Here is a 20388-nt window from a genome sequence, read left to right as displayed (position 1 = left end):
GCCAAAGGCGGTGGAGGGGTCCGATCGCACAGCGATCGGTGGGTGGTGGAGGGGGCGAATGCGTGCACTAACTGATCCATGAGACCTTCGGTTCTTACCCAGAAACGTGCACGACGTCTCCGTCGGAAAATGTCGCTGCCGGAAGTTCTCCTCTGGCAGAGACTACGGGGACGCGGCTTCCGTCGCCAGCACCCGGTCGGTCCCTTCATTCTCGACTTCTTCTGCTCCAGCACCCGCCTCGCCATCGAGGTCGATGGCCTCCACCACGAGGCCCGAGCGGATCAGGATGCCAGGCGCGACGCACATCTTCTGGGTCTGGGCATCCAGACGCTTCGCATTCCTGCATCCGAAGTCCTGCGCGACCCTGACGGGGCGGCGGAGCGCATTCTTGGGCAGCTGGACGAAGACTAGGGTGGAAACTCCCGACTGAACCCCTTAAGTCAGCCCTCGTTTCCGCCCCCTCCACCACGCCTTGCGTGGTCCCCCTCCCCCGCTACGCTGGGGAGGATCCAGGTATCACCATGGCTGCGCGCCCCCCTCTTGTTGCCCTCAAGGATGTCCGTCTCCAGGACGGCCCCCGTCCCCTGTTCGAAGGCGTCGACATCGCGATCGAGCCGCGCACCCGCGCCTGCCTCGTCGGCCGCAACGGCGCCGGCAAATCCACCCTGATGAAGATTATCATGGGTCAGGTCGAGCCGGACTCGGGCGAGCGCGCCATCCAGTCCGGCATCCGCTTTGCCAATGTGCCCCAGGAGCCGGTCATTACGGGCGACACCCTGCTGGACTATGCGACCTCCGGCGAGGCCGAGCCCTGGACCGCCGAATCCTGGCTCGCCACCTTCGGCCTCGACCCGGCCAAGCCAGCGGTCAACCTGTCGGGCGGCGAGATCCGCCGCGCCGCCCTTGCCAAGGCCTTCGCCGAAGAGCCGGACCTGATGCTCCTCGACGAGCCGACCAACCACCTCGACATCCTCGCCATTGAAAAGCTTGAGGAAGAACTGATCTCGGCCCGCTGCGCCATCCTCGTCGTCAGCCACGACCGCGCCTTCCTCAATCGCGTCACCCAGACCTGTCACTGGCTGGAGGGTCGCCGCGTCCGCAGCCTGAACAAGAGCTTCAACGCCTTCGACGAATGGGCCACCAAGGTCACCGAGGAAGAGGCCGAGTCCCTGCGCCGCCTGTCCAAGACCATCGAGCGCGAGACCGAGACCTTCTACCGCTCCATCACCGCCCGTCGCACCCGCAACGAGGGCCGGGCGCGGTCGCTGGAGGCCCTGCGCGCCGAACGCGCCGAGCGGCTCAAGGACGTGCCGCGTGACCTGCACCTCGGCGTCGATTCCGGCGCTACCTCGGGCAAGCTGGTCGCCGACCTGAAAGGCATCTCCAAGGGTTTCGGCGAGCGCACGGTCATCAAACCCTTCACCACCCGCATCGTCCGCGGTGACCGGCTTGCCATCGTCGGCCCCAATGGCGCGGGCAAGACCACCCTGGTCAAGATCATGCTGGGTGAACTGGCCCCCGACACCGGCACCGTCCGGCTCGGCGCCAATCTGGAACCCGTCTACCTCGACCAGTCGCGCGAGGGGCTCAAGTCCGACATGACCCTGTGGGACGCACTCACCCCCGGCGGCGGCGACTCCATCCTCGTGCGGGGGTTGTCCAAACACGTCGCCGCCTATGCCAAGGACTTCCTGTTCCAGGAGGGCCAGCTGCGCCAGCCCATCTCGACCCTGTCGGGCGGCGAGCGCAACCGCCTGCTGCTGGCGCGCGCCCTGGCCAAGCCAGCCAATATGCTGGTCCTCGACGAGCCGACCAACGACCTCGACATGGACACGCTCGACAAGCTGGAAGAGCTGCTCGAGTCCTATGACGGCACCCTGATCCTCGTCAGCCACGACCGCGATTTCGTCGACCGCCTCGCCACCTCGACCATCGCCATGAATGGCCGCGGCGACATCGTCGAAACCCCGGGCGGCTGGACCGACTTCATCCGCCAGAACCCCGGCTTCCTCAAGCCCGGCACCCACCAGCGCCCCCAGGACGCCGAGGCCGAACGGCGCTCGGCCACCCCGGCTCCCGCCAGCGTCCCCGCCCCCGCCCCCGCCCCCGCAGCCGCAGCCGCGCCCAAAAAGCCCGCCAAGCTGTCCTTCAAGGACGCGCACCGGCTCAAGGAGATCGAGGGCCTGATGGAAACCCTGCCGGCCGACATTGCCCGCCACGACGCGACCCTGTCCGACCCCGGCCTCTACGCCCGCGACCCCAAGGCCTTCGACCGCGCCATGACCAACGCCGCCCGCGCCCGCGCCCAACTCGAGGCCATCGAGGCGGAGTGGCTGGAACTGGAGGCGAAACGGGAAGCGCTGGCGGGTTGAAGACGTCAAGGGGCCAGCGTCGCGGCTCCCTGTCCGACGCGCCAACCTGTCGCGTGGCATCGCGGCGACGCTTCCATACAGTTCCGCCATGTCCCTGACGGTCCAGACCCTGGAGCTCACCCCCGCCGAAGAGAAGGCGGCGCGGCGGATCAATGCGGCCCTGGCGCTCGCGCCCCGGCTCAGAACCGACGGCTGGCCCCTGGCCCTCGGCCAGCGGTTGAACGGCATGGTCAGTCAGGCGGCTGGCACCGTCACGGAAGCCACCTTGAAGCGGCGCGGGGTCCGCGTCTCCAACACCACCATTGCCGGTCCCGGCGGGCCCTTGCCCCTCAGACTGCTTGAGCCCGCCACCCCAGCCCGCGCTTTGGTCGTCGACCTTCATGGCGGCGGCTGGGTGGTCGGCAGTGCCGCGCTGAACGACCGCGTGACCGGCCATCTCGCCGAGGCGGGCCTCACCGTCGTCTCGGTGGACTATCGACTGCTCGATGAGGCGCGCGGCGTATGGATGCCTGACGCAGTCGCCGACTGCGCGACCGCCCTCCGCTGGGCCTTGGAAGACGGCCTTCCTCGTTTCGACGCCGACCGGGTCTTCGTGATTGGCGAGTCCGCCGGCGCCCACCTGGCCGCGCTGGCGGCGTTGACCTTGCGCGACGAAAGCCTGATTGCCTCCCTCGCTGGCTGCGTCTTCGTTCAGGGGGTCTTCGACCTGTCGGCGACCCCGTCGGCGCGGGCGGCAAACACCGAGACGCTGCTGTTCGATGGCCCGAATCTGGCCCGGGACCTTGAGCGACTCCTTCCGGGGCGAGACGAGGCCGCCCGTCGTCAGGCTGACGTTTCGCCCCTCTACGCCGACCTGTCAGGCATGCCGCCCGCGCTGTTTATCATGGGCGAAGCCGACCCCTTCCGGGATGACAGTCGACTGATGGCCGAGGCCTGGGGCCATCGCGCGTCGGCCACCTTGCTGGCGATCCCGACCGCTCCCCACGGGTTTCAGCATTTCGGCGCGCCCACCGCCGTACTCGCCCAAGCCTGGATTCGCCGCTGGATCGCTGAAATCAGCGGCTGAGCCGCCTTTTGGCGTGGAACTGTGCAAAAGTCACAACAGCTTCACGAATCGAATGAAATTGCTGCATTGGCACAGACGTACGCCATCGACGCACGATTTATCCCCAACACGCTCCACAGACGGTCGTTCCTGATCGCTTGCCACATCCGCAGATCGGAGCGAGCTTGATCAGGCCGAGGGACACGGCAGCGCGGAAATCCGGGGAGACCCGGGGCTCAAGGCGAACCGGTCCGGCTCTCGGATCCAGGGTAACGGGCGATCTCCGGATCGCAACGGACCCCGGACCGGATCAAGGCTTCGAGGCAGGGTTTCGGCCCATACCTCGGGGAACCGGATCGGGATCGGAAGACGGCGCAGGCCAGACCTGCGGGACGCGACCGGACCAGAGTCGAGGGATACAGCCGACCGTCACCGGGGTTCGCTCCGCTGACGCCCAGGCCAGGGTCCAGAACTCAATGGCCAAGTCCAACCCGGACTTGGCGAGGGCGCGAAATGCAACGGCTCGACCGGGCGTTTCGCGCCCTCGCTCAATTCCGGCGCCCCATTCCTCCCCGATCGGGGGAGGGAGACCGCGTAGCGGTGGAGGGGGCAGCAGCGCCCCGACCGCCCTTCCCTCTTCCCGTTTGCAATGACAGACTGGGGTTTCGACCCGAACGGGAGAGCCCCATGCGCCTGACCCTCGCCATCGCCGCCGCCCTCATCGCCGGGCCCGTCGTCCTGCCGCAAGTGGCACAGACCCAGGACCGCCCCCCAGCCTACACCAATGCCGAGACCTGCCTCCGGGACCGCGCCCCGGACGCTGTGGCGGCCAGCAACGGCGCCGCAGATGCCGCTGACTTCCTGCTCAACTACCTCTGCGCCGAACAGGTCAGCTATGCGACGGCATACGAGAACAACTCCGCGCTCATCGGCGCGTTCGAGAGCATGTCGGAGTTCGATTCGCGGGAATACGCCGAACCCGTCGCGGTGGCTGAAGCGGACAATCCGGCCGACCCCTCATTGCCGCCCCCTGCGGTGCCTGCCGAGAGCGACGAGTTGTTCAGCATGAACCCCTTTGAAGGTCTGTCTGTGGACCCTATCACGGGAGAGATCGGCTCGTCTGATCCCGATGTGCCCATCAACAGCCTATTGCCCATGCTCAGCCCGTTCATGGGGCTCCAGGGTGGGAATGGCGCTGGCCAGCCCCCCCTGTTCCTCCGCGTCCTGGCTGGCGAACTGGTTCTGCAGCAGCGCCGCTAGGTCTTGCCGGAAACCGCCCTTTCCTTCGCGGAAGTCAGGCCCTAAACCTTGGCCATGCGCCGCCCGCCCGTCCGCTTCGCTTCTCTGGATCGTCGAACCCTGCTGACCGGTGCCGCGGCACTCGGCCTGTCGGCGACGGCGGCCGGTTGCGGCTCGTCAGAACCGGCCATTGACGAGAACGGCCGCGTCCGCCTGCGCCTCGTGATCGGCGACCCCGCCAGTGCCGAACTGGGCGGCTTCTACCAGGCGCTGGCCACCGGTCTTTACGAAAAGCGCGGCCTGAATGTTCAGCTGGTGCGGCCCGGCTTCGGCCAGGACGTGCCGCGTGCGCTCGCCTCAGGCCATGCGGAGCTCGGCCTCGCCGCCGACAGCTTCACGCCCCTGCGACTGGTTGAGGAGGAGGCCCCGGTCAAGGCCGTCGCCGCCTTCTTCCAGAAGTCCCCGCGAGCCCTGATCAGCCCTCCGGAAGCGTCCCCCCGTCCGGGTCAGCCGGTCTCCTCCGCCGCCCCCCTGCGCATCCAGGTCGCCGAAGGGGACCGCGAGACGCTCTGGCCGTGGTACCAGACCATCAGCGACCTGACGGACGACCAGCTCGCCGACTACGACCTTGAGGCCTTCATCCGCGACCCCAGCGCCCTCATTCTGGGCCATGTGACGCGTGAGCCCGTCTTGATCCCCGACGCGGGCGGAGAGCCCCCCACCAGCCGTCTTCTGTTCGACGACGGCTTTGCCGCCTATGGCGCCCTCGTGCTGGCCCCCACTGCCTTTGCCCGCGACAATGACGAGGCCCTGCGCGCCTTCATCGCCGCCTCGGTCGAGGGCTGGGCCGCCTATATCGAGGGCAATCCGGACCCCGCCCACGCCCTGATCCGCCGCGCCAACCGCAGCATGACGTCGGACCATCTGGAACAGGCCCGCGACGCCCTGCGCGACGCCGCCATCGTCACCGGCGATGACCCCGCCTCCACGCCCCTCGGCACCATGTCCGCCGACCGCTGGCGCACCTTCTATGAAAGCGCGTCCGAGGCCGGCGTCTTCCCGGCGGGTCTCGACTGGCAGCAGGCCTTCACCACCGACTATCTGTCGCCCGCCGCAGACCCGGCCCCCGCCCCCTGAACAGACCGCCATATTAAGGCTGTTTGCGCCCGGCTGTTAGCGACGGGTTAAGTCTGGACGCCTTAACCTTTGGTCCGATCCCCCATTTGCCGGAGGTGGAATGCGACCCGACCCGTCCACATCGCTGTCCCGACCCGGCCGCCTGCTCGGCGCAGCTGCGGCCCTGGGCCTGACTGTGGTGGCCATGCCCGCCGTGGCCCAAGACGCGCCGGCCCTCCGCTACCTCGACTGGAACGGTCGCCCCGAGCCGGTGGCCATGGCCCGCGCCACACCCAATGCCCGTGGCGAGGTCCCGGCTCTCCGGCCCGCCGCGCCTGTCATCCCCCATGCGGGCAGCCAGTCGATGGCCGCCGCCCCGCAACTGCGCCCCGCCACGCCGCTTCTGCCCGGTCGCAGCGTGGACGCCGACGGTCGCCCCGGCCTGACCCCGGCCGACGCCTTCTTTGCACCCCCGGCCCGGACCCGGACCCAGCCGAGTCCGGCGGCTGTCGTGCCCGCCCCGACCCCGGTGCGGACCGTGGCTGCACCCGTTGAGACACCGCCGCCTCCCCCGCCGCCGCCGGTGCGTCAGATGCCTGAGCCGCCGCCCGCCCGCGTCCAGCCTGCGCCCCAGCCCGCACCGGCACCTGCGCGCCCGGCAGAGTGGGCCGATGATCCCAATGCCCCGCGCTCCGATGCCCTGATATGGTCCGTCGGCCAGCCCCAGCCGGCCCAGCCTCAACCCGCCCCCGTACAGGCCCAGACCCGTGCCCCGGCCCCGGCCCCGGCCCCGGCCCAAGCCCGCCCCGAGCCCTCCGCCCAGGGCGCCCGCTATTACTCCGTCCACCGCCAGAACGGCCGTCAGCCCGACCGCGCGGTCCTTCCGGAGCAGGTCTATCTGGACGCCCTGCCGGTTCAGATGGACGAGACGCCGACCTCGCCCAACATGGCCGAACCGCCCGGGCCGCCGCAGCTGGTCCGCAACCCCGACGGCACCGTCCGCCGCACGACCGGCGAGTCGGCCAGCAGCGCTGCGTCCCGCCAATGACCCAGCCGGCCTCTGACACGGTCGTGGAATCGCGTCTGCCCGACCTGATCGCCATGGCGCAGGAACCGTCCAGCGAGAAGCGCCGGGCCTTGCTGCGTGAACTGACCGAAGTCTTCTTCGGTACCGAAACCCACAGCGGCAAAGAGACCGACCTGTACGGCGCCGTCCTGGCCGAACTGTCCGCCGAGATGGAAACGGCGGTCCGCGCCGAGCTGGCCCAGCGGTTTGCCGACAGTCCTGCCGCCCCCCGCACCCTGATCCGCCGTCTGGCAAATGACGAGGCCGCGGTCGCCACCCCCGTCCTGTCGGCCTCTCCGGTCCTCACCGACGCCGATCTGATCGAGGTGGCCCGCACCCGGGGTCAGGACCACCTGCGCGCTGTCTCAAGCCGCAAGGATGTGTCAGAGGCCGTCGCCGACGCCATCGTCGATCACGGCGATGACGAGACCCTGCACAGCCTGCTGTCCAACGAGGGCGCCCGCCTGTCGCGCCAGGCCAGTGAAAAGGCCGTCGAGCGCGCCCGCGTCAATCCCGCCCTTCATGCCGCGACGGTCGAGCGCAAGAGCCTGCCGCCCGATCTGCTCAACGAGATGTACTTCATCGTCGAGGCCCGGCTTCGCCACACCATCCTCGAGCGCAACGCCCAGATGGACCCCGCCCTTCTGGAGAGCGCGCTCGAGGCCGGCCGCACCCGCCTCGCGACCCAGGACGGCGCCCTTCCCGCCGACTATTCCGAGAGCCTCGCCTATGTCGAGGAACTGCATGCCGCCGGTCAGCTGACCCCCCAGATGCTGGCCCGGTTCCTGCGCTCGGGCGGACGGACCTGCTTCCTGATCGCGCTCGCCCGGCTGGCCGACATCGACTTCCACACCGCCCGTCAGATCATCGAGCGCAAGGATCTGGACGCCCTGGCCGTGGTCTGCCGTTCGGCCGGTCTGGATCGGGCCCTGTTCCTGACCTACGCCGTGGTGCTGCTGAACGACGACGGCGACGCCATGGCCAAGGCCCACGCCTATGGCCGGATGTACCAGGAACTGGCCCCCGACGCCGCCAAACGAACCCTGCGCTTCTGGCGCATGCGCCGCGAAGCCAAAGCCGCCTGATCGCGGCTTCGAGCGATTTCAGCGATCCCTCACCTACTGCTCATGTTGCCCGGAATCCGGCCTGCTACCTCCGTCTCCTGACGGGAGGTGACGGCAATGGTGGTAGGGCAGGACTTTGACTTCAATGGCGCCGTCCAATGAAGAAGGTCATGCCTGGACTGGCCGCCTGCGTTCCTGCACTGATCGCAGCCCTTTGCGTCTACGCGCTCCTCACCCTGCCCGCCTTGACGCTGTCATCGGTCGCGGACAACCGCGCGAGGTACCAGGAGGTCCTGGCGGCGGCGCGCTTCGCCGACCATCATCATCGCTCGACCTCAAGGTGGCCAGGCGACGCCGCTCTGGCCGACCATGCCAATCTGCCGAACGTTCATCTGACTCCGGGATCGTGGCTGTCATTTGAAGACGCATGCCCCAGTTTCACGGGTGCCGCGTCCGACCGCTTCATTCTGTCCATGTGGCGGGGAGAGTATTTCGACTGCCTGGCCTATCCATCGGGCCGAAATACCTTCGGCTTGTCCGTCTGGGACTACATCCTTGGAAGCTCTGGAATGATGGCGGCGATCCTGCTCTCGGTCATCCTCGTCTGCGTCTGGGCAATCAGGAGACTCTTGCGAGGCATGCTCAGACCTCGTGTCTCCGCTTGAACACCTTCAGCACGCCAACAGCAGAAACGCCCGCCTCCATCGCTGGGGGCGGGCGCTGCTGTCGGACAGGACGTCCGTCTTACTTCTTGGCGCGGGCCGTGGTGCGGGCCGGCTTGCGGCCGCCCTGTCCCAGACCCATCTGCTTGGCCAGTTCCGAACGGGCCTTGGCATAGTTGGGCGCGACCATCGGATAGTCCTTGGCCAGACCCCATTTGGCCCGGTATTCCTCGGGGCTCATGTCGTATTTGGTGCGCAGGTGCCGCTTCAGCGACTTGAACTTGCGGCCGTCTTCCAGACAGATCAGATAATCCGGCGTGATCGACTTGCGGATCGGCACGGCCGGATCCTTGACTTCCGGCTCCGGCTCGATGCCGTCACCCGACAGTTGCGACAGGGTCGAGTGGATCGAGCCGATCAGCGCAGGAACAGCCTCGGGCGGCAGGATGTTGTTGCTGACGTAGGCGGAGATGATGTCCGCCGTCATTTCCAGCAGTTCGGCTTTTTCTTCCATAGGTCGTCCAGACGTTTCCAGGGCGAGGCGAAACATCTTGCAGGAATCGCCCCTGATGCCGGGCTGATAGAACAAACGCCCCCCTCATGCAATTGAGCGGGCCGATTTTCTGCATTGGTCAGTCAAGTATAGAGCGTACCCGATGCAAACACGGGCGCATCAACGCCCGAAATCTTGCGCCAGAGCCATCATCGCGGCCCGCTCGGGCATGGAGTATTCATCCAGTTCGTCTGTGTCGCCGTCGCGAATGGCCTTCAGCAGGGCCGGCGTCATGGCCGAGGTCAGCGACCAGTTCCAGTAACGCAGCACCGTCTGGGCCCGGTCCACCGCCAGCATCTCGAACGTCACCTGCACACGCTCCCACGCGGGGTGAACAGATCCGTCCGGCGCCCGCTCCGGCCGCTTCATCGACCGCCACAGCGCCGTCAGATACTCCCGGTCCAGCCCCGTCGCCTTGCACAGAATGGCCACCGGCTCGCCGCCCGGATCGCCGAGAATCTTGGCGCCGGTCAGCGGCTTGATCCCCGACAGATAGGCGATTTCGGCCACCGAATCCCGGCCCATGCCCTGCCGCTCGATCTCGGTGATGGCGTGTTCCAGACTGTCATAGGGGCTCTTGTCGATCGCCCCGCGATTGCGCTGGCGCCGCTCGATGAACTGCAGGGCCTTGCGCGACACCGGGTCCTGCCAGCCCTCTGCGGCGGCCATGGCAAAGATGTCCTCCGACACCTCCTGCATGACCTCCCGCGACACGGCGAACCGCTGCAGAATGGTCCGGCGGTCCTGCTCATTGGACCACCAGAACATCACATAGGCCCCGGACGGCCTCAGCTCCGGACGCCGCAGCAGATGCTCGCACAGACGCGGCTGGCTACGGCTCAGCGCCACCGCCGTCTCGATCCCGGTCTGCGACAGCCGGGCCGTGGTGTTCCGCAACAGGGTCTCGACCACATCCAGATGCCCGGCCTCGATCAGGGCCTCGGACACGACTTCGGATACCCCCCGGCGGGCGGCGATGCACCGGTGATGGTCATGGCCCGTATCCCGCACGCACGAAAGCAGATCCGCGTCCGTCAGGCCCGCACAGCCCTCGATCAGCACCCCGGCGATCGCGGGATCATCCCGCAACATCAGGCGCATCAGAGCATTGGGCAGCTCCGCCAGCGGCGCCAGCCGGTGCGCCATTTTCAGCCGGTCTTCCGGGGTCGCCAGCCGCGCCATCTCGACCAGCAGATCGCCGACCACCGACCGCTCAAAGGCATTGATGCGACTGGTCGGCAGCGACACCACATCGGCCAGCCGCCGCAACAGCGCATGCCGCGCCTTCCACGACGCCGCCGACCCGGCCTCGGGTGCGTCATCCTGCGGGCTGGAAAGAGGCTGGGTCATTTCGACCCAATCCTCGCCCCGTTCGGTTAACCGCCGGTCAAGAGCACGGTAAGCCCGGGCCCGGGGGCCGTGTCCTCACACTGAGCCCTAAAGCCCCTCGAACAATGCCGTCGACAGATAGCGTTCGGCAAAGCTGGGGATGATGGTGACGATGGTCTTGCCGGCATTTTCGTCCAGCGCCGCCTGACGGAAGGCAGCGATCAGGGCGGCGCCCGAGCTGATGCCTCCGGTCAGGCCTTCCAGCCGGGCGGCGCGGCGGGCCATCTCGAAGGCTTCGTCGTTCGACACCCGCTCGACCGCATCAATGACGTCGCGGTCGACGATCGAGGGGATGAAGCCCGCGCCGATGCCCTGGATCTTGTGCGGCCCGGGCTCACCACCCGACAGGACAGGCGAGTCGGTCGGCTCGACCGCCACCATCCGCACCGAGGGCTTCTTCGCCTTCAGCACCTGGCCGACGCCCGTGATGGTGCCGCCCGTGCCGACGCCGGCAATGACCATATCGACCGCCCCGGCCGTGTCGGCCCAGATTTCCTCGGCGGTCGAGACGCGATGGATTTCGGGATTGGCCGGATTGTCGAACTGTCCCGGCGACACCGCCCCCGGCGTGCTGTCCAGCAGCTCCTGCGCCTTGGCGATTGCGCCCTTCATGCCCTTGTCGGCGGGCGTCAGCACCAGCTCCGCCCCCAGCAGGGCCAGCATCTTGCGCCGCTCCATCGACATGCTCTCGGGCATGACCAGCATCAGCCGGTAGCCCTTGGCCGCCGCGACAAACGCCAGGGCGATGCCCGTATTGCCACTGGTCGGCTCGATCAGGACGGAGTCCGGCGTCAGCTTGCCGGCCTGTTCCAGCCCCTCGATCATGGCCAGGCCGATCCGGTCCTTGACCGAGCTCAGCGGGTTGAAGAACTCCAGTTTGGCCAGCACCCGGGCTTTCGGCTTCAGCTCGGCCGACAGGCGCGGTAGCTCAACCAGCGGTGTGTCACCAATGGTCTCCAGGATCGATCCATAGATCTTGCCACGCCCTGCGCGGGCGTGGCGGGACAGGTCGGGCGAAGCAGGCGGGGTACCGGTCATGGGGGAGGTCTCCGGGTGGCTGTCAGCCCCTGAACATCAGGTCGATCCGCGCCCGCGCAAGGGTCAGGCCTGCAGAAAGCCGTGTGATCGGCATTTCTGCGACTCATGGCACAGTGTTCGGTGAACCATCCGCGTGTCGCTTAAGCGGCTGTTAACCACGTTAACCGATCCCTGAGAGGCAGTTTCCGGGGCTTTCCTTGCATTCTCTCGTCGCCGCCGTCCAAGCCGTCGATCCCCTTGTCGTTACCGGCAAGGTCGCGGGGGTGAGTGGCCTGCTGATCGAGTCACGCGGCGGCCTGTCGCGCCTGTCGGTCGGGGCCCGGGCCGAGATCGACCGCCACGGCCGCCCGCCCCTGCCCGCCGAAGTGGTCGGCTTTCGTGAGGCCAAGGCCCTGCTGATGCCGTTTGGCCCGGTCGAGGGCGTGGCCCCCGGCGCCGATATCCGCATCGTCGAGTCGGCCAGTGTGGTGCGCCCCACCGCCGCCTGGCTGGGCCGGATCGTCAATGCCTTCGGCGAACCCATCGACGGCAAGGGCCCCCTGCCCTCGGGCCCCCGGGCCTATCCCCTGCGGGCCGCCCCGCCCCCGGCCCACACCCGCGGCCGGGTGGGCGAGCGCCTCGACACCGGCGTGCGCGCGCTGGACGTCTTTGCCACCACCTGTCGCGGTCAACGGATGGGCATTTTCGCCGGCTCCGGCGTCGGCAAGTCGGTGCTGCTGTCCATGCTGGCTCGCCGGGCCGAGTGCGACGCCGTCGTCGTCGGCCTGATCGGCGAGCGGGGCCGCGAGGTCCGCGAGTTCATCGAGGAAACCCTGGGACCCGAGGGTCTGGCCCGCGCCATCGTCGTGGTCGCCACCTCGGACGAGCCGGCCCTGACCCGCCGTCAGGCCGCCTATATGACGCTGGCCTGCGCCGAATACCTCCGCGACCAGGGCCAGCAGGTCCTGTGTCTGATGGACTCGGTCACCCGCTTTGCCATGGCCCAGCGCGAGATCGGCCTGGCCGCCGGCGAGCCGCCGACCACCAAGGGCTATACGCCCACCGTCTTTTCCGAACTGCCCAAGCTGCTGGAACGCGCCGGCCCCGGACCCGTGCGATCCGACGGCCGCCCGACCGGGGCCATCACCGCCCTGTTCACCGTGCTGGTGGACGGCGGCGACCATGATGAACCGATCGCCGACGCCGTGCGCGGGATACTGGACGGCCACATCGTCATGGACCGCAAGATCGCCGAGCGCGGCCGTTTCCCCGCCATCGACGTGCTGAAATCCGTGAGCCGGACCCTGCCCGGCTGTCAAACCGTGCCCGAGCGCGAGTTGAACAAGCGCGCCCGCCAGTGCCTCAGCGCCTATGCCAACATGGAAGAGCTGATCAAGATCGGCGCCTATCGCGCCGGGGCCGACCCGATCACCGACCGCGCCATCGCCCTCAACCCGGCGTTGGAAGGCTTCCTGTCGCAAACCCCCGACGACATCTGCGACATGGCCACCGCCTTTAGTCATCTGGAAAGCATTCTGAACCAAGGTCTCGCAGAGCGAGTGGAGTGAAGCCATGACCACCTGGGCCCGGTCCCTGATCCGCATTTCGACCTATGAGGTCGAGACCCTGCAGAAACGTCTGGCCGAGATCGGCTCGCGGCGGGCCTCCGCTGAAATGCGGCTGGCGGTGCTGGATGCCGAGGTCGAGATCGAGCGCGAACGCGCCCGGGCCGATGCCGAGGCCGGCATGCTGCTGCAGGCCTATCTGAACGGCTGGAAGCACCGCAAATCCACAGTCGAGGCAGACCTCGGCGAGCTCGAGGCCGAGGAAGAGGGCGCCCGCGACGCCCTGACCGGCGCCTTCGAGGAGCTCAAGAAGTTCGAACACGTCGCCGAAGTGTCCCGTCTGGAACGGCTCGCTGCTGCCGAGCGTCGCGAATCCGCAGCCTTCGACGCCCTTGGCCTCAGGCGGCGTGCCTGATTTTCGACTGACCCGCCGGCATCTGCTGGCCAGCCCCCTCGCGCTGGCGGCTTGCGGCAGTGCGCCCTCGACCCCGCCGCTTGGCCCCGTGCGCCCGCTCAAGGATCTGACGACCGTCCCTGTCGGCGTATGCGGCATGTCGGGCCAGTTCGACGACGCCGGCTGGCGCCGGGTGGTGCTGACCCATTTCTCCCAGTTCACGCCCGAGTGGGAAATGAAGATGGAGGCGATCCTGCGGCCGGACCGCAGCCTCGACTTCGCCCTCGCCGACCGCTGCGCCGACTTCGCCACCGACAACGGCCTGCGGCTGCATGGCCACGCCCTGGTCTGGTATTCGCAAGGGGACGAACCCTTTGCCGGGCTGGACCGCAAGACCTTTGCTGCCGACTACGACCGCTATGTCCGCGAGGTCACCGCGCGCTACCGGGGCCGCGCCGTCGGCTGGGACGTGGTCAATGAGGCGGTGGCCGAGGACGGCGACGGCCTGCGCACCCACCACTGGTCCGAAACCCTGGGCGAAATCGACCACATCCGCCGGGCCTTCGACATCGCCCATGAGGCCGATCCCGACGCGATCCTGTTCCTCAACGACTACAATCTGGAAAACCTGCCGCGAAAGGGCGCGACCTTCCTCGGACTGGTCGAGACGCTGCTGAAGGCCGGCACCCCGCTGGGCGGCATCGGCAGTCAGTCGCACCTCGATATCGACATCCCCGAGGGCCAGATCACCGCCTTCATGCGCGAGGCCGCCGGCTTCGGGTTGGCCGTCCATGTGTCGGAGCTGGATGCCTCGCTGCGATCCGACCGGCGTGTCGACCTGCGCAGCCCCGCCGAGCGTCAGGCCCGGCAGACCGCCCGCGTCACCGAACTGGCCGAGGCCTTTATGGCCCTGCCCCCGGCCCGGCAATACGCCTTCACCGTCTGGGGCGCGCGCGACACCGACAGCTGGCTCCGGCGTGATGAACGCGACGACGGCCGCGACAGCCCGCTGCTGTTCGATGCTTCAGGGATGGCGACGCCCCTCTATGACGCGGTGGCCGGACCTCTTGGATCAGCGCGCGTCGGCCAGTAGCTCGAACGTGCCTTCCAGTCCGCTCTCGGCGTTCGGGCCGATCCAGACGCTGAACCGCCCCGGCTCGACCGTCCACAGATGGTCCCGACCGATGAACACCAGATCGCGCCGCGTCAGGGTGAACCGCACGCGCGCGCTCTGGCCGGGCTCCAGCCGCACGCGCTGGAAGCCCTTCAGCTGCCGGATCGGCCGGGTCACACTGGCCGCGCGGTCGTGGATGTAGAGCTGGGCCAGTTCCTCGGCCACGCGCTCGCCCCGGTTGGTGATCGTGGCCGCGATCTCAAGCTCCCCATCCCAGGCCAGCGTACCGTCGCCCACATCCAGCCCCTCATAGACGGGGTCGCCATAGGTCAGGCCGTGCCCGAACGGCCAGGCCGCCGTGTTCAGCGTCTCGCGGTAGCGCGCCTTGAACTCCTCGCCGTGCTCCAGCGACAGCGGCGGCCGGCCCGTGACCTTGCGGTCATAGTGGAACGGCGACTGGCCCGTGTGGTGGGGAAAGCTGATCGGCAGGCGACCGCTCGGCTCATGCGCCCCGAACAGCACATCCGCGAGCGCATGGCCCGTCTCGACCCCCAGGAACCAGCCGACCACCAGGCCCGGCGCTGCTTTCGCGGTCTCGTCCAGCACCAAGGCCCGGCCGCATTTCAGCACCAGCACCACCGGCTTGCCGACCGCCATCACCGCCGCGATCAGTTCGCGCTGCGGCGCGGGGATGCAGACGTCGATGCGCGACTGGGCCTCGCCCGACATGCGCTCGCCCTCGCCGACCACCATCACCACGACATCCGCCGCACGCGCCGCCTCGACCGCCGCCTCGATCCCGCCGTCCAGCGGCCCCTCGGCCTCAGACCCCCGCACGACCGTCAGGTTCGCGGGGTCGTCCATCGCCGCGCGGAAGCCCTCATCGACCGGCACCGCATAGGCCGGGTCGCCGAACAGCACCCACGGCCCGTTCAGATGCTCGCGACCCTCGGCGAACGGCCCGATCAGGGCGATCCTGTCCGAGCGCCTGAGCGGCAGCACCCCGCCCTCATTCTTCAGCAGGACGATCGACTTGCGTCCGGCCTCACGCGCCAAGGCGCGATGAGGCGGCTCGTCGTTGGCCTCGACCCGCTCTGGCGCCAGCCGCCCATAAGGATCGTCGAACAGGCCCAGCGCCGCCTTCAACCCCAGCACCCGCCGCACCGACACATCGACGTCGGCCTCGGCAATCGCCCCCGACCGCACCAGATCGGGCAGGTGATGGGCATAGAGGTTGCTGCTCATGCTCATGTCGACGCCGCCCGTAAAGGCCAGCCGCGCCGCATCCCGCTCATCCTCAGCCAGGCCGTGGGCGATCAGCTCGAAGTCGCCGGTGTAGTCCGAGACGACAAATCCCTCGAAGCCCCATTCGCCGCGCAGCACATCCTTCATCAGCCACGGGTTGGCGTGAGCCGGCACGCCCGCCACGTCATTGAAGGCCGCCATGGTCGACAGGGCCCCGGCGTCGAACGCGGCCTGGAACGGCGGGAAGTGGATCTCGCGCAGGGTCCGCTCGGACACATCGACGCTGTTGTAGTCCAGCCCCCCGGCCCCGCCGCCATAGCCCGCCAGATGCTTGGGCGTCGCCAGCATGGCGCCGACGTCGGACAGACCGGCCTCGCCCTGGAAGCCCTCGACCCGCGCGACCGCCAGGGTGCAGCCCAGCAGCACATCCTCGCCGCCACCCTCGACCCCCCGACCCCAGCGGGCGTCGCGGGAGATGTCGACCATGGGCGCGAAATTCCAGGCCAGACCCACAGCCGTGGCCTCTTCCGCCGCAGCGCGCGCCGTCCGCTTGGCCAGATCTGCGTCAAAGGCTGCCGCCTCGGCCAGCGGCACCGGAAAGATGGTGCGGAACCCGTGGATCACATCGGCGGCGAACAACAGCGGAATACCCAGCCGCGACTCCTCGACCGCCACCGTCTGCATGCGCCGGTGCCAGTCGGCCGAGTCTCCGTTGAACACGGCGCCCAGTCGCCCGTCGCGCACGGCCTGGGCCTGTTCCTCGATCGAGCCGGGGACCGCGGCCGGATTGGCGGCATTGGCCGGGGCGGGGGCCAGCGCTGCCGGCATGATGGTCAGCTGCCCGGCCTTTTCCTCCAGCGTCATGGCGGCGATCAGCGCCTCGATCCGTTCGGCCACCGTCGTCGCGCCTCCCGCCCCGTCAGGCCGGTTCACCTCACCGGACAGGCGGGCTTCGGACGGTTTGGGCGCAGGGGAAGACATCAGTCAGGGGTCTCGCGTGTAATCGGTTACACCGTCATAGCCGAGACGGTCGCACACTCAAACCGTCCGGGCCAGACGCCTTGGGGAAAAGCGTATTCTGCGGCCGTGCCCACCCCTCTTGCCACCATCTACTTTGTGATATAAAGTCCTTTTTATACCCACTCGCCTCGGAGATCCTCATGTTGAAATCCCTCGCCCTCGCCACCACCCTTGCCGTCGGAGCCCTGGCCCTGCCGGCCTTGTCCCTGGCCCAGTCCGCCGATGTCGTCGTCACCCTGACCGGCGTCCAGGATCGCGGCGGCCACGCGCTCGCCAGCCTGTCGACCGAGTCCACCTTCATGCGCGGCCAGGGCGAATATTCCGCTCGCGTCGCCGTCGACTCGCCCGGCACCCTGACCCTGACGTTCGAGAATGTCGCTCCCGGCGACTACGCCCTGATGGTCATGCATGACGCCAACGACAACGGCGAGTTCGACATGGCGCCCTCGGGCATGCCGAGCGAGGGCTTTGCCTTCTCCAGCGGCGGCGCCCCGCTCATGGGCCCGCCGGCGTTCAGCCTGCTGAAGTTCACCGTCGGCTCCGAGGACGTCACCCTGACCGAGTCGATGACCTATTTCTGAGCCAATCCGGCCCGCCGAAACAGAAAGGCCCGCCCCGGCATCCCGGAGCGGGCCTTTTCAATGGATCTGATCGGAAATCAGGCTGCGGCGCTGACCGAGCCGGTGCTTTCCTGCGGGTCGCGCAGCACATAGCCACGGCCCCAGACGGTTTCGATATAGTGTTTGCCGTTCGCCGCCGTCGCCAGCTTCTTGCGCAGCTTGCAGATGAAGACGTCGATGATCTTCAGCTCGGGCTCGTCCATGCCGCCGTACAGGTGGTTCAGGAACATTTCCTTGGTCAGGGTCGTACCCTTGCGGAGCGAGAGCAGCTCCAGCATCTGGTATTCCTTGCCGGTCAGGTGCACGCGGTGACCGTCGACCTCGACCGTCTTGGCGTCCAGGTTCACGGCGATCTCGCCGGTGTGGATGATGGCCTGGGCATGACCCTTGGAGCGACGCACCACGGCGTGCACGCGGGCGACCAGTTCGTCCTTGTGGAAGGGCTTGGTCATATAGTCGTCGGCGCCGCCGCCGAACGTCTTGACCTTGGTCTCGATTTCGCTGGTCCCCGACAGGATCATCACCGGCGTATTGACCTTGCCGACGCGCAGCTGACGCAGCACCTCAATGCCGTTCATGTCGGGCAGGTTCAGGTCCAGCAGGATCAGATCGTAGTCATAGATCTTGCCCAGATCGATGCCTTCCTCACCCAGATCGGTGGTGTAGACATTGAACCCCTCAGACTTGAGCATAAGCTCAATGCTCTGGGCTGTGGCGTGATCGTCTTCAATCAACAGGACTCGCATGGATGCCCCTCCGGCAAAGCTTGACTCTGATCCTGTCGCTGCACGCACAGGTAACCTTGTTCCGACGTTAACGGTCCAAAACCTTAAGAACAGTTAACGTCACCCCATTGAGGCGAATCGTAGGCTGATTTGCGAATCGCCGTCGAGAGTCCGTGAGTCAAGACGGCGATATTTCTGACCGCCAGCGGCTGGAATCCCCGCTGACAGGGGCCGGCATGGACAGCCCGGACGCACCAGCTCGCCTTACCCCCACCGCCCACATCGCCGCGTCATGGGAAGATACGACCGGTTTTGACGTTTAACAGGTATTAATTCCTATCTCGACCGGTCATGGCCTCATCCTTCCGGTCTGCCCCTCTGAGAGAAAGGATTAAGGGCCATGAGCCGGACCTACCGCGTTCCCGTTACCGAAGCCGACCGCATCCGTGCGGGCCTGGCGCTACACCTTGTTGCCGCATGCACCGGTATCAGCGCCGAGCAGATGGCTGGCACCGATCGCCTGCCGCCCCCGGCCTGCCGCGCCCGCTGGCTGGCCTTCTATCTCGCCCATGTCGCCTATGGCTGGCCGCTGGAGCGGGTCGGCCATGCCTACGGCGTCAACCGCGCCACGGTGGCCGGGGCCTGTCGCTGGGCCGAGGATGCGCGCGACCGCCCGGCCCTTGATGCCCTGCTCGACAGGCTGGAAGACTTCACCCGGACCCTGCTGGGCGACGCGCCCGTGGTCCTGCCGCGATGACCGTGCGCACGGATCGCGCCCGGCGCCTGCTGCTCGACAAGGGTGGATGGATCGAGGCCACCACGCCGGGCGTCTATGCCCTGCGCATCCTGCCCGATCGCCGCGCCCGGGTGGTCCTGCGGCTGGACGAGGGCGAGTTCGCCGTCCTCGCCCGTGACCCGGGCCTTGCGGTGCGGAAGGGCGGCGGCTTTCAAGCGCGCCGGGCCGCAGGGGCCAACCGCGAGGGCTCCTCCGGCGGTGCCCCCGGCCGGATCGACGCTATCGAGACCCGCACCCTGCCCGACGGAGCCTCCCTGCCGGTGCGGGTCAATCTGGGCGACAGCGCCATCGCCTGGCTGGCGCGGCGCAAGGATGCCGCCGGGCGTCCCTGGCTGACCCCGACGGAGGTCGCCGCCGGCCTGCGCCTGACCCGCGATGCCGAACTGGCCATGAAAGGCCCTTCGCTTACCCAGAGGTGGGACGCCCTGCCCCGCTCGGGCGCCGGCACCGCCGCCCGGGTCGAGCCGGGCGACGCGGCCCTCGCTGCCGGTCGCCGGGTCGCCCGCGCGCTTCAGGCCGCCGGGCCCCGCCTCGCCCCCATGCTCGAGGCCGTCTGCATCCGCAGCTCGGCCCTCCAGGCCGCCGAGGGCCAGCTGGGCCTGCGCCGCCGCCAAGGCAAGACCGTCCTCAAACACGCCCTGCAGGCGCTCGCCGAACACTATGGAACCGGGTGATCCCCATGGTCCCGATTTCAGACGGCTCAGACGGTTCAGACGGTATTTTTCAGGGTCCAAATTGGCCGCCGCCAAGACCCAAGTTCAACCGGCGGGCGTCAGCGCCGCCTCGCGGATGCGGCCGACCATCTGGTTCAGGCCATTGGCCCTCTGGCGGGTCAGGGCCTGCGGCAGGCCCAGCGAGTCGAGCGCCGCCCGGGCGTCAAAGCCGAGGATCTCGTCCCGCGTCCGCCCGGAATAGAGGCCCAGCAGCAGGGCGATATTGCCCTTGGAGATGGCACTGTCGGAGTCCGCATGGAACCACAGCCGCTCGCCGCCGTCCTCGACCGCCAGCCAGACCCGGGACGCGCAGCCCGGCACCAGATTGGCCTCGACCCGGTCGGCATCGGGCAGCGGCGCCAGCCCCTGACCCAGCTCGATCACATAGGCCAGCCGCTCCTCCCAGTCCCCCAGCAGGTCGAACGAGTCCTGCAACTCGGCCAGCGCCTCGTCGAGGGTCTCGGTGGGGGGGGTGTGCGTCTCGGCCATGCCCTTCGAATAGGTATGCGGACCGGCAAGGGCAATGCGACACGGCCGGCGTTAATCGTTAATGGCCTGTCGTTCCCCAACTTTCGACCGAGCGCCCCCGGCCAGCAATCCCCTGAGACGGGAGCGGCCTCGCAGGGAATCGCCCCGCCCGGTAGGCTGGGAGCGCCAGCCTGTGGCAGCCGCC

General features: G+C 68.2%; 20 protein-coding genes. 14 read left to right on the top strand and 6 right to left on the bottom strand.

Translation table 11 applies throughout. From position 1 onward, the window contains the following. Positions 1–78: 78 nt before the first annotated feature. The 8 genes from V7672_RS11160 to V7672_RS11125 all read left to right on the top strand — a co-directional run bounded on the left by V7672_RS11160 (position 79) and on the right by V7672_RS11125 (position 8567). Positions 79–411, top strand: a complete 333-nt coding sequence (locus V7672_RS11160; RefSeq protein WP_335624658.1) for an endonuclease domain-containing protein — start codon at positions 79–81, stop codon at positions 409–411. 104 nt (positions 412–515) lie between these two features. Continuing rightward, positions 516–2372 carry an ABC-F family ATP-binding cassette domain-containing protein gene (locus V7672_RS11155; protein WP_335624825.1) on the top strand — a complete coding sequence of 619 codons (1857 nt, stop codon included), beginning with the start codon at positions 516–518 and terminating at the stop codon, positions 2370–2372. Between the two features lie 88 nt (positions 2373–2460). After that, positions 2461–3438, top strand: a complete 978-nt coding sequence (locus V7672_RS11150; protein WP_335624657.1) for an alpha/beta hydrolase — start codon at positions 2461–2463, stop codon at positions 3436–3438. Between the two features lie 666 nt (positions 3439–4104). Further along, a complete protein-coding gene (locus tag V7672_RS11145; protein ID WP_335624656.1) occupies positions 4105–4677 on the top strand; it encodes a hypothetical protein in 573 nt (190 codons plus the stop codon). Positions 4678–4731: 54 nt separating this feature from the next. Continuing rightward, entirely contained in the window at positions 4732–5793 is a 1062-nt protein-coding gene (locus V7672_RS11140; protein WP_335624655.1) for an ABC transporter substrate-binding protein, read from the top strand. A gap of 100 nt (positions 5794–5893) precedes the next feature. After that, a complete protein-coding gene (locus V7672_RS11135; protein ID WP_335624654.1) occupies positions 5894–6820 on the top strand; it encodes a hypothetical protein in 927 nt (308 codons plus the stop codon). Continuing rightward, the gene (locus tag V7672_RS11130; RefSeq protein WP_335624653.1) at positions 6817–7923 is read left to right on the top strand and encodes a DUF2336 domain-containing protein; all 1107 of its coding nucleotides are present in this window, start codon (positions 6817–6819) and stop codon (positions 7921–7923) included. The genes V7672_RS11135 and V7672_RS11130 overlap by 4 nt, the downstream gene beginning before the upstream one ends. Positions 7924–8060: 137 nt before the next feature. Beyond that, positions 8061–8567, top strand: coding sequence for a hypothetical protein (locus V7672_RS11125; protein WP_335624652.1), 507 nt, complete (start codon positions 8061–8063; stop codon positions 8565–8567). A 79-nt stretch (positions 8568–8646) separates the two neighbouring features. Here the strand turns inward: V7672_RS11125 and V7672_RS11120 are convergent, their stop codons facing one another. From V7672_RS11120 to cysK, 3 genes are all read right to left on the bottom strand, one after another. Then, on the bottom strand, positions 8647–9078 hold the full coding sequence (locus tag V7672_RS11120) for a MucR family transcriptional regulator (RefSeq protein WP_123286076.1): 432 nt from the start codon (positions 9076–9078) through the stop codon (positions 8647–8649). Between the two features lie 159 nt (positions 9079–9237). Continuing rightward, the gene (locus V7672_RS11115; RefSeq protein ID WP_335624651.1) at positions 9238–10467 is read right to left on the bottom strand and encodes a DUF2336 domain-containing protein; all 1230 of its coding nucleotides are present in this window, start codon (positions 10465–10467) and stop codon (positions 9238–9240) included. A gap of 87 nt (positions 10468–10554) precedes the next feature. Beyond that, positions 10555–11544, bottom strand: coding sequence for a cysteine synthase A (gene cysK, locus V7672_RS11110; RefSeq protein ID WP_335624650.1), 990 nt, complete (start codon positions 11542–11544; stop codon positions 10555–10557). 197 nt (positions 11545–11741) lie between these two features. On the opposite strand from cysK, the gene fliI reads away from it, so the two are divergent. The 3 genes from fliI to V7672_RS11095 are packed head-to-tail and all read left to right on the top strand — an operon-like array spanning position 11742 to position 14575. Continuing rightward, complete coding sequence (fliI, locus tag V7672_RS11105; protein ID WP_335624649.1) at positions 11742–13091, top strand: flagellar protein export ATPase FliI; 1350 nt, start codon at positions 11742–11744, stop codon at positions 13089–13091. Between the two features lie 4 nt (positions 13092–13095). Further along, positions 13096–13503 (top strand): flagellar export protein FliJ, encoded by a 408-nt coding sequence (locus V7672_RS11100; RefSeq protein WP_335624648.1) that lies wholly within the window; start codon positions 13096–13098, stop codon positions 13501–13503. Continuing rightward, complete coding sequence (locus V7672_RS11095; RefSeq protein ID WP_335624647.1) at positions 13496–14575, top strand: endo-1,4-beta-xylanase; 1080 nt, start codon at positions 13496–13498, stop codon at positions 14573–14575. Before V7672_RS11100 ends, V7672_RS11095 begins: the two co-directional genes overlap by 8 nt. Here the strand turns inward: V7672_RS11095 and V7672_RS11090 are convergent. Next, complete coding sequence (locus V7672_RS11090; protein WP_335624646.1) at positions 14555–16822, bottom strand: glycoside hydrolase family 3 N-terminal domain-containing protein; 2268 nt, start codon at positions 16820–16822, stop codon at positions 14555–14557. The two genes, V7672_RS11095 and V7672_RS11090, sit on opposite strands and share 21 nt — an antisense overlap. Before the next feature lie 179 nt (positions 16823–17001). Between V7672_RS11090 and V7672_RS11085 the strand changes: the two genes are divergently transcribed. Then, a complete protein-coding gene (locus V7672_RS11085; protein WP_335624645.1) occupies positions 17002–17442 on the top strand; it encodes a DUF2141 domain-containing protein in 441 nt (146 codons plus the stop codon). A 77-nt stretch (positions 17443–17519) separates the two neighbouring features. Here the strand turns inward: V7672_RS11085 and ctrA are convergent, their stop codons facing one another. After that, positions 17520–18227, bottom strand: coding sequence for a response regulator transcription factor CtrA (gene ctrA, locus V7672_RS11080; protein WP_335624644.1), 708 nt, complete (start codon positions 18225–18227; stop codon positions 17520–17522). A gap of 379 nt (positions 18228–18606) precedes the next feature. Here ctrA and V7672_RS11075 point away from each other — a divergent pair, with 379 nt between their 5' ends. Then, positions 18607–18963 carry a chromosomal replication initiator DnaA gene (locus tag V7672_RS11075; RefSeq protein WP_335624643.1) on the top strand — a complete coding sequence of 119 codons (357 nt, stop codon included), beginning with the start codon at positions 18607–18609 and terminating at the stop codon, positions 18961–18963. Beyond that, entirely contained in the window at positions 18960–19676 is a 717-nt protein-coding gene (locus V7672_RS11070) for a DUF6456 domain-containing protein (RefSeq protein ID WP_335624642.1), read from the top strand. The genes V7672_RS11075 and V7672_RS11070 overlap by 4 nt, the downstream gene beginning before the upstream one ends. An 84-nt stretch (positions 19677–19760) precedes the next feature. Here V7672_RS11070 and V7672_RS11065 read toward each other — a convergent pair whose 3' ends face one another. After that, the gene (locus V7672_RS11065) at positions 19761–20204 is read right to left on the bottom strand and encodes a SufE family protein (protein ID WP_335624641.1); all 444 of its coding nucleotides are present in this window, start codon (positions 20202–20204) and stop codon (positions 19761–19763) included. Positions 20205–20388 lie beyond the last annotated feature (184 nt).

The organism is Brevundimonas sp. (assembly GCF_036963785.1).
Taxonomy (GTDB): Bacteria; Pseudomonadota; Alphaproteobacteria; order Caulobacterales; family Caulobacteraceae; genus Brevundimonas.
This window is presented reverse-complemented; position numbering and strand designations above follow the sequence as displayed.

Bases quoted from the DNA above. Each gene is read 5' to 3' on its own strand.
- V7672_RS11065 (WP_335624641.1), bottom strand. From the start codon at position 20,204: ATGGCCGAGACGCACACCCCCCCCACCGAGACCCTCGACGAGGCGCTG.
- V7672_RS11150 (WP_335624657.1), top strand. From the start codon at position 2,461: ATGTCCCTGACGGTCCAGACCCTGGAGCTCACCCCCGCCGAAGAGAAG.
- V7672_RS11100 (WP_335624648.1), top strand. From the start codon at position 13,096: ATGACCACCTGGGCCCGGTCCCTGATCCGCATTTCGACCTATGAGGTC.
- ctrA (WP_335624644.1), bottom strand. From the start codon at position 18,227: ATGCGAGTCCTGTTGATTGAAGACGATCACGCCACAGCCCAGAGCATT.
- V7672_RS11130 (WP_335624653.1), top strand. From the start codon at position 6,817: ATGACCCAGCCGGCCTCTGACACGGTCGTGGAATCGCGTCTGCCCGAC.
- V7672_RS11125 (WP_335624652.1), top strand. From the start codon at position 8,061: ATGAAGAAGGTCATGCCTGGACTGGCCGCCTGCGTTCCTGCACTGATC.
- V7672_RS11135 (WP_335624654.1), top strand. From the start codon at position 5,894: ATGCGACCCGACCCGTCCACATCGCTGTCCCGACCCGGCCGCCTGCTC.
- V7672_RS11140 (WP_335624655.1), top strand. From the start codon at position 4,732: ATGCGCCGCCCGCCCGTCCGCTTCGCTTCTCTGGATCGTCGAACCCTG.
- V7672_RS11075 (WP_335624643.1), top strand. From the start codon at position 18,607: ATGAGCCGGACCTACCGCGTTCCCGTTACCGAAGCCGACCGCATCCGT.
- V7672_RS11160 (WP_335624658.1), top strand. From the start codon at position 79: ATGAGACCTTCGGTTCTTACCCAGAAACGTGCACGACGTCTCCGTCGG.
- V7672_RS11090 (WP_335624646.1), bottom strand. From the start codon at position 16,822: ATGTCTTCCCCTGCGCCCAAACCGTCCGAAGCCCGCCTGTCCGGTGAG.
- V7672_RS11145 (WP_335624656.1), top strand. From the start codon at position 4,105: ATGCGCCTGACCCTCGCCATCGCCGCCGCCCTCATCGCCGGGCCCGTC.
- V7672_RS11120 (WP_123286076.1), bottom strand. From the start codon at position 9,078: ATGGAAGAAAAAGCCGAACTGCTGGAAATGACGGCGGACATCATCTCC.
- cysK (WP_335624650.1), bottom strand. From the start codon at position 11,544: ATGACCGGTACCCCGCCTGCTTCGCCCGACCTGTCCCGCCACGCCCGC.
- V7672_RS11115 (WP_335624651.1), bottom strand. From the start codon at position 10,467: ATGACCCAGCCTCTTTCCAGCCCGCAGGATGACGCACCCGAGGCCGGG.
- V7672_RS11085 (WP_335624645.1), top strand. From the start codon at position 17,002: ATGTTGAAATCCCTCGCCCTCGCCACCACCCTTGCCGTCGGAGCCCTG.
- V7672_RS11070 (WP_335624642.1), top strand. From the start codon at position 18,960: ATGACCGTGCGCACGGATCGCGCCCGGCGCCTGCTGCTCGACAAGGGT.